Consider the following 7,635-nt stretch of genomic DNA (forward strand, 5'->3'; position numbering starts at 1 on the left):
CGTGGCTCAGCACGCGCTCGATGTGCTCCAGCACGTCGCGCGAGCGCACGCGCAGCAGTTCGCGGTCGCGCGCCGCCTTCGGGTCCGGCTCGTCCGGCCATTCGTCGAGCGAGTCGATCCATTCGACGATCGCGCTGCGCTGGTCCTCGCAGGTGTCTTCGAGCAGGTGCAGCGAGTTGCGCGACTCGAGCAGCACCTGCCAGCTGTCGAACTGGCTGCGCGGGTTGAACAGCTCCTGCTGCAGGTAGCCGAGCTGCCTGGTCAGCAGCCGGCGCAGCTCGAGATAGCTGTCGACCATGTGGTTCAGCATGCGCAGCATCAGGTCGGCGGGGCCGGTCGGCAGCCGCATCGCGCCGCGCGGCTCGTAGCGCTGTTCGGCGCCCTCGACCATCTGCTGCAGCTTGCTCGCGAAGAAATCGCGCACCTGGCAGTCGGTCGGGTGCACCGTCATCAGCACGCGGTCGAACACCGCGAAGCCGACCGGGCTGGTGTCGATCGCCTCGAGCGCGCGCTTCGCGGTGCTGGCGGTGCCGCTCTGGTCGTCGAGGAACAGGCCGGCGCTGCCGCTGCCCGCCGCGAGCCGGCGGAACACCATCAGGTCGTACCACGAGGTGTAGTCGAAGTGCGACGGCAGCTGGTTGTTTAGCAGGTCGGAGATGTGCAGGTCGACGAGCTGGCCGCCGGTCCAGCGCTGCAGCCCGGCCTGGACCTCGGCGATGTTGACCTCGAACTCGCGCCGCGCGGTGCCGATCCACAGGTAGCCGGTGGGCGGCAGCCTGTCGGGCAGCGCTTCGATCTCGGTGAACTGGTCGGCTGTGATGTGGAAGATTCGCATGCGCCGCGTGTGTGGTGTCAGGGGCGGCGTCAGCCTTGCTGCCGCAGCAGCCGGGCCGCGTCGAGCGCGAAGTAGGTCAGCACGCCGTCGGCGCCGGCGCGCTTGAACGCGAGCAGGCTCTCCAGCATCACCGCATCGTGGTCGAGCCAGCCCTGGGCCGCGGCGGCCTTCACCATCGCGTACTCGCCGCTCACCTGGTAGGCGAAGGTCGGCACGCGGAACTCGTCCTTCACGCGGCGCACGATGTCGAGGTAGGGCAGGCCGGGCTTCACCATCACCATGTCGGCGCCTTCGGCCAGGTCGAGCGCGACCTCGCGCAGCGCCTCGTCGCTGTTGCCGGGGTCCATCTGGTAGACCTTCTTGTCCGCCTTGCCGAGGTTCTTCGCCGAGCCGACCGCGTCGCGGAACGGGCCGTAGAAGGCACTCGCGTACTTGGCGCTGTACGCCATGATCCGCGTGTGGACCAGGCCGCGCGCTTCGAGCGCGTTGCGGATCGCGCCGATGCGGCCGTCCATCATGTCGCTCGGCGCGACGATGTCGACGCCGGCCTCGGCCTGCACCAGCGCCTGGCCGGTCAGCACCTTCACGGTGTCGTCGTTGCGCATGTAGCCGGTCTCGTCGGGCAGGCCGTCCTGGCCGTGGCTCGTGAACGGATCGAGCGCGACATCGGTCATCAGGCCGAGCTGCGGGAACTGCTTCTTCAACTCGCGCACCACGGTCGGCACCAGGCCCTTCGGGTTCAGCGCCTCGCTGCCGCTCTCGTCCTTCAGTGCCGGCTCGATGACCGGAAACAAGGCCAGCACCGGGACGCCGAGCTTCACGCATTCTTCGGCCAGCGGCATCAGCCGGTCCAGGCTGAGGCGTTGAACGCCCGGCATCGAGGCGACGTCGTGCACCTGGTTGCGCCCGTCCTGGACGAACACCGGGTAGATCAGGTCGCTCGGGTGCAGGCGGTTCTCGCGCACCAGCGCGCGGGTGAATTCATCGCGGCGCAGGCGGCGCGGGCGGTTGGCGGGGAACGGGGCGGGCGGCAGCATGGCTTCTTCTGAAGGCGGTTGCGACGCGGGGGCCGGCCGCCGAAACCGATGTGACGATGAGACATCGGGACTTTTTACGTGTAAATCCCGTGCGACGGCACTTCAACAGCCCGGCACTCATCTGCTAAAGTCGCCCTTGAATGATAGCCGCAAGGTGGTCATTCCCTGCTTTTCCTCCCTGAGCAGGAGCCTTACCGTGATGACAGCGATGAGGCTTTTCAACCCCGGCCTTGACGGTCGGGGTTTTCTTTTTCCGGCCCCCATAATCCCGCGGATGAGCAGCCTCTATCCCTGGGTCAAGGCCCTGCACCTGATCTTCGTCGCCAGCTGGTTCGCCGGTCTTTTTTACCTGCCGCGCCTGTTCGTCAACCTGGCCTCGGTACCGGCTGACAGCCACGCCGAACGTGAGCGCCTGCTGCTGATGGCACGCAAGCTCTACCGCTTCACCAGCTTCCTGATGGTCCCCGCCCTGCTGTTCGGCCTGTGGCTGTGGCTGGGCTTCGGCATCGGGCGCGGACCCGGCAGCGGCTGGCTGCACGCGAAGCTTGCGCTGGTGGTACTGGCGATCGGCTACCACCACGGCTGCCGCGCGCTGCTGCGCAGGTTCGAGCAGTTCGAGAACCGCCGCAGCGAACGCTGGTTCCGCTTCTTCAACGAGACCGCGATCCTGCTGTTCGCCGCGATCGTCGTGCTGGTGATCGTCAAGCCGTTCTGATCCGGCGATGGCACGGCACCGCAGCTCGGCCGGACCGTTGGCGTGGCTGTATGCGGCGCTGATCGTCTACGCGAGCCTGTCGCCGTTCACCGGCTGGAAGCAGCCGGTGGCGCTGGCGCTGGCCGGGTTCGGCCACCTGCCGTGGCCGCGCTACTGGACCGCCTTCGATGTCGTCTCCAACCTGCTCGGCTACATGCCGCTGGGTGCGCTGATGGTGGGTGCGCTGGTGCGGTCCGGGCGGCGCGTGTCGATCGCCTTCATCGCGGCGCTGCTGGCCGGCTCGCTGCTGTCGTTCGCGATGGAGAGCCTGCAGAACTGGCTGCCGCAGCGCGTGCCGTCCAGCCTCGACTGGGTGCTGAACGCGGCCGGCACGCTGGCCGGCGCGCTGGTCGCGGTGGCGGTGCATGCGCTGGGCGGCATCGACCGCTGGCAGACGCTGCGCGACCGCTGGTTCGTGACCCGCATTACCGGCGGGCTGCTGCTGTTGCTGCTGTGGCCGATCGGCCTGCTGTTCCCGACGCCGGTGCCGCTCGGCCTCGGCCAGGTGCTGGTGCGACTGCAGGAGCTGGCCGCCGAGGCGCTGGCCGGCACGCCGTGGTCGGCGTGGACGGAAGACTGGGCCGATGCGAGCGTCGCGATGACGCCCTTGTCGCGCGGCAGCGAGCTGCTCGCGATCCTGCTCGGCCTGCTGGCGCCGTGCCTGGTCGCGTACACCATCGTGCGCCCGGGCTGGCGCCGCGCCGCGATGGTGCCCGGCGCGGCCGCGCTCGGCTTCGCGACGACCACGCTGTCGACGGCGCTGAATTTCGGCCCGCAGCATGCGCTGGCCTGGCTGACGCCGCCTGCCTTGCCGGGGCTGCTGGGCGGCGCGATCGCCGGGCTGCTGCTGTTGCGCCTGCCGCGCCGCGGCGCGGCCGGGCTCGGCCTGGTCGTCGTGACGGCGCTGGTCGCGCTGGTGGCGCAGGCGCCGACCGATCCCTACTTCGCCGAGAGCCTGCAAGGCTGGGAGCAGGGGCGCTTCATCCGCTTCCATGGCCTCGCGCAATGGATCGGCTGGCTGTGGCCGTATGCGGCGCTGGTCTACCTGCTCGCCCGCGTGGCCGCCAGGGACAGCATCGAGCAGGCCGCGGCGGCAGGTCCGTAAAATGCGCCGATGACCTATTTCAAGCGCCACATCTTCTTCTGCCTGAACCAGCGCGACAAAGGCGAAGACAGCTGTGCCAACCACCATGCGCAGGCCGGCTTCGAACGCTGCAAATCGCGCACCAAGGCCGAGAAGCTGGCCGGCCCGGGTGGCGTGCGGGTCAACAAGGCCGGTTGCCTCGATCGCTGCGCCGGCGGGCCGGTGGCGGTCGTCTACCCTGAAGCCGTCTGGTACACCTATGTCGACGATGCCGACATCGACGAGATCGTCGAGTCGCACCTGAAGAACGGCGTGGTGGTCGAGCGGCTGCTGCTGCCCGAGTCGGTCGGGCGCTGACCGGGTCGTACCGATGAATGCGAAGACCGTCAAGCAGCTGACACCGGGCCCCGCGGGCGCACTCGAATGCGCGCTCGACCGCCCCGAAGGCGAGCCGCGCGGCGTGGCGGTGATCTGCCATCCGCACCCGCAGCAGGGCGGCACGATGGACAACAAGGTGGTGCAGACGCTGGCGCGCGCCTTCCTGCAGCTGGGCTACCGCACCGTGCGCTTCAACTTCCGCGGCGTGGCGGCCTCCGAAGGCGCGTGGGACGAAGGCCAGGGCGAGATCGACGATGCGCTGGCCGTGATCGCCGCGCATCGCGAGCCGGCGCTGCCGCTGGTGCTGGCGGGCTTCTCGTTCGGCGGCTACGTCGCGTCACAGGCGGCCGCGCGCCTGCCCGATGATGCGAAGGCCGAGCGGCTGGTGCTGGTCGGGCCGTCGACGCAGAAACAGAAGGTCGCGCCGGTGCCGGAGGAAACTTTGGTGATCCACGGCGAGTCCGACGAGATCGTGCCGCTGTCGGCCACCCTCGACTGGGCACGGCCTCAATCCCTGCCGGTGGTGGTGATCCCCGGCGTGGGCCATTTCTTTCACGGGCAGCTGGCGCTGCTGAAGAACCTGGTGGTGCGGTCCTGGCATCGTTGATGCCCGGGCTTCGCACACCACGCAACCTGATTCCACGTTCATGAAAAGACTGTTTGCCCTCGTGCTGGCGCTTGGCGCCGCCGCCGTCTCGTCCGTTTCCCACGCGCAGGCGCCCCAGCCACCGGAGATCGCGGCCAAGAGCTACATCCTGCTCGACGTGACCACCGGCCAGACGCTCGCCGAGCGCGAGGCCGATGCGCCGGCCGACCCGGCTTCGCTGACCAAGCTGATGACCGCCTACCTGGCGTTCGCCGCGCTGCGCGACCACAAGCTGACGATGGAGCAGACGCTGCCGGTGTCGCTGCGCGCCTGGCAGGAGCGCAAGGGCGGCGGCTCGCTGATGTTCATCGAGCCGCGCAGCACGCCGAAGGTCGACGACCTGCTGCGCGGGCTGATCGTCAACTCCGGCAACGACGCCGCGGTGGTGCTGGCCGAGGGCGTCGGCGGCACGCTCGACCAGTTCATCGAGCTGATGAATCGCCAGGCCCAGGCCTTCGGCCTGAAGAACACGCAGTTCAAGAATGCCACCGGCCTCACCGAGCCGGGCCACAAGAGYACGGCGCGCGACGTGGCCGTGATCGCGAGCCGCATCATCCGCGACTTCCCCGAGTACTACCCGATCTACTCGATGAAGAAGTACCACTACGACGGTGCGCCGATCAGCAACGAGAACAACCGCAATGTGCTGCTGACGCGCGACCCGACCGTCGACGGCATGAAGACCGGCTACACCGAGGCCGCCGGCTACTGCATGGTGGTCTCGGCGCAGCGCGACTTCCCGAACCTCGCGGTCAACGGCGCCGGCGGCGGCAAGCGGCGCCTGCTCAGCGTGGTGCTGAACGCGGCCTCGATGGACGCTCGTGCGAACGAGAGCCAGAAGCTGCTGAACTGGGGCTTCCAGGCCTTCGACACGCTGCGCCTGTTCGAAGGCTCGAAGGCGGTGGCCACGGTGCCGGTCTGGAAGGGCACGGCGCGCGAGGCCCAGCTGGGCGCGGCGAACGGGGTCTTCGTCAGCGTGCCCAAGGGCGAGGGCGCGAAGCTGCAGACGAAGATCGAGCGCACCGACCCGCTGGTCGCGCCGCTCGCGCAGGGCCAGCGCGTCGGCACGCTGAAGGTGACGACCTCGACCGGCGCGCCGGTGGCCGAGCTGCCGCTGGTCGTGCTGACCGGCGTCGAGCAGGCCGGCATCTTCGGCCGCGCCTGGGATGYCCTGCGGCTGTGGATCAAGTAAGCTCGTCCGTTCCCACTGCATCCGTCCCCGGGAGCCCGCATGCAAGCCCTGCCTGACACCCTGTGCTACCTCAACGGCGAGTACGGCCCGCTGCGCGACGCCAAGGTGTCGGTGCTGGACCGCGGCTTCGTCTTCGGCGACGGCATCTACGAGGTCGTGCCCGTCTACGGACGCCGCCTGTTCCGCTTCGACGAGCACCTCGCGCGCCTGAACCGCAGCCTGGGCAAGGTGCGCATCGCGAGCCCGTTCGACCGCGCCCAGTGGCTGGAACGCTGCCGCAGGCTGATCGATGCGCAGGCGGCCGAGGACCAGCTGCTCTACATCCAGGTCACGCGCGGCGTGGCGGTGCGCGACCACGTGATGCCGCCCGATCTGACACCGACGGTGTTCATGATGGCCAACCCGATGAAGCCGGCCGGTGCCGAACAGCGCCACCACGGCGTCGCTTGCGTCACGGCGCGCGACTTCCGCTGGGAGCGCGGCGACATCAAGTCGATCTCCCTGCTCGGCAACGTCCTGGCGCGCCAGATCTCGGCCGACCACGGCGCCGTCGAGACCATCATGTTCCGCGACGGCTTCCTGACCGAGGCCTCGTCCAGCAACGTGTGGGTCGTGCACGAGGGCGCGGTGCTGGGCGYCCCGAAGAGCGAGCACGTGCTCGAGGGCATCCGCTACGAGCTGATCCGCGAGCTGTGCGAGGAAGCCGGCATCGGCTACAACCTGCGCCCGATCTCCGAAGCCGAGGTGCTGGGCGCCGACGAGCTGATGCTGAGTTCGGCCACCAAGGAGGTGCTGGCGGTGACGCAGGTCGACGGCGAGGCGGTGGGCCACGGGGCCTTGCGCGGCAAGCCCGGCCCGGTCTACGCGAAGCTGTACGAGGCCTACCAGCGCGCCAAGACATTGCAGTCGATTTGAATTTTCCGCAGGCCGCCCCATCTGCGACGGCATGAACGCCACGATGCAAGACATTCCGCCCGACCAGTCGTTGATCGAATACCCGTCGCGCTTCCCGATCAAGGTGATGGGCACGAACGTCGACGGCTTCGTCCATGCGATCACGACGATCGCGAAACAGTTCGACCCCGAGTACGACGCGTCCACGGTCGAGATCCGCCCGAGCAGCGGCAACAAGTACCTGGGCGTGACGGTCACCGTCACCGCCACCAGCCGCGAGCAGCTCGACGAGCTGTACCGCACGCTGTCGACCCACCCGATGGTCAAGGTGGTGCTGTGACCTTGGCGCGGTGGCCGGTGAAATGACGTGTCCGCGCTGCTGAAGCTGCTCGGCCCGACGGACTACGCGGCGGCCGGGCAGGCGATGCGCGAGTTCACCGAGCGCCGCAGCGCCGACACGCCGGACGAGATCTGGCTGTGCGAGCACCCGCCCGTCTACACGCAGGGGCAGGCCGGCAAGGCCGAGCACGTGCTGGACGCGCACGGCATCCCGGTGGTGCAGACCAACCGCGGCGGCCAGGTCACCTACCACGGCCCCGGCCAGGTGGTCGCCTACCCGCTGATCGACCTGCGCCGGCTGGGCATCTACGTGAAGGAATACGTCTACCGGCTGGAACACTGCGTCATCAAGACGCTCGAAGGCTTCGGCATCACCGGCCACCGGGTGCCCGGCGCGCCCGGCATCTACGTGAACCTGTCGGATCCGGCCGGGCATGCGCCGCTGACCGGGCCGCGGGCGGATGAGTTCGCGGGCC

General features: G+C 69.0%; 10 protein-coding genes. 8 read left to right on the forward strand and 2 right to left on the reverse strand.

Annotation, left to right across the window (positions count from 1 at the left end; genetic code table 11):
- Window positions 1-835: CorA family divalent cation transporter (locus tag AC1D01_RS13940; protein ID WP_477867130.1), on the reverse strand; the 835-nt coding region annotated here is incomplete at its 3' end.
- Window positions 836-864: 29 nt separating this feature from the next.
- The gene (hemB, locus tag AC1D01_RS13945) at window positions 865-1,872 is read right to left on the reverse strand and encodes a porphobilinogen synthase (protein WP_477867132.1); all 1,008 of its coding nucleotides are present in this window, start codon (window positions 1,870-1,872) and stop codon (window positions 865-867) included.
- 274 nt (window positions 1,873-2,146) lie between these two features.
- Between hemB and AC1D01_RS13950 the strand changes: the two genes are divergently transcribed.
- The 8 genes from AC1D01_RS13950 to lipB all read left to right on the forward strand — a co-directional run.
- Window positions 2,147-2,587 carry a CopD family protein gene (locus tag AC1D01_RS13950; protein ID WP_047510227.1) on the forward strand — a complete coding sequence of 147 codons (441 nt, stop codon included), beginning with the start codon at window positions 2,147-2,149 and terminating at the stop codon, window positions 2,585-2,587.
- 7 nt (window positions 2,588-2,594) lie between these two features.
- The gene (locus tag AC1D01_RS13955) at window positions 2,595-3,731 is read left to right on the forward strand and encodes a VanZ family protein (protein ID WP_477867134.1); all 1,137 of its coding nucleotides are present in this window, start codon (window positions 2,595-2,597) and stop codon (window positions 3,729-3,731) included.
- Window positions 3,732-3,740: 9 nt separating this feature from the next.
- A complete protein-coding gene (locus tag AC1D01_RS13960) occupies window positions 3,741-4,067 on the forward strand; it encodes a (2Fe-2S) ferredoxin domain-containing protein (RefSeq protein ID WP_477867136.1) in 327 nt (108 codons plus the stop codon).
- A 13-nt stretch (window positions 4,068-4,080) separates the two neighbouring features.
- Window positions 4,081-4,695 (forward strand): alpha/beta hydrolase, encoded by a 615-nt coding sequence (locus tag AC1D01_RS13965; protein WP_477867138.1) that lies wholly within the window; start codon window positions 4,081-4,083, stop codon window positions 4,693-4,695.
- A gap of 40 nt (window positions 4,696-4,735) precedes the next feature.
- Window positions 4,736-5,926 (forward strand): D-alanyl-D-alanine carboxypeptidase family protein, encoded by a 1,191-nt coding sequence (locus AC1D01_RS13970; protein WP_477867140.1) that lies wholly within the window; start codon window positions 4,736-4,738, stop codon window positions 5,924-5,926.
- A gap of 39 nt (window positions 5,927-5,965) precedes the next feature.
- Entirely contained in the window at window positions 5,966-6,841 is an 876-nt protein-coding gene (locus AC1D01_RS13975) for a D-amino acid aminotransferase (RefSeq protein WP_477867142.1), read from the forward strand.
- Window positions 6,842-6,884: 43 nt separating this feature from the next.
- Window positions 6,885-7,160, forward strand: coding sequence for a YbeD family protein (locus tag AC1D01_RS13980; protein WP_477867144.1), 276 nt, complete (start codon window positions 6,885-6,887; stop codon window positions 7,158-7,160).
- Between the two features lie 84 nt (window positions 7,161-7,244).
- The coding region (gene lipB, locus AC1D01_RS13985; protein WP_477867146.1) for a lipoyl(octanoyl) transferase LipB at window positions 7,245-7,635 on the forward strand (391 nt) is incomplete at its 3' end.

This window comes from Rhizobacter sp. P3_B12, assembly GCF_056402895.1.

Excerpts from the sequence above, each read along its gene's own strand:
- hemB (WP_477867132.1), bottom strand. The coding sequence starts at position 1,872 with ATGCTGCCGCCCGCCCCGTTCCCCGCCAACCGCCCGCGCCGCCTGCGC.
- AC1D01_RS13950 (WP_047510227.1), top strand. The coding sequence starts at position 2,147 with ATGAGCAGCCTCTATCCCTGGGTCAAGGCCCTGCACCTGATCTTCGTC.
- AC1D01_RS13955 (WP_477867134.1), top strand. The coding sequence starts at position 2,595 with ATGGCACGGCACCGCAGCTCGGCCGGACCGTTGGCGTGGCTGTATGCG.
- AC1D01_RS13960 (WP_477867136.1), top strand. The coding sequence starts at position 3,741 with ATGACCTATTTCAAGCGCCACATCTTCTTCTGCCTGAACCAGCGCGAC.
- AC1D01_RS13965 (WP_477867138.1), top strand. The coding sequence starts at position 4,081 with ATGAATGCGAAGACCGTCAAGCAGCTGACACCGGGCCCCGCGGGCGCA.
- AC1D01_RS13980 (WP_477867144.1), top strand. The coding sequence starts at position 6,885 with ATGCAAGACATTCCGCCCGACCAGTCGTTGATCGAATACCCGTCGCGC.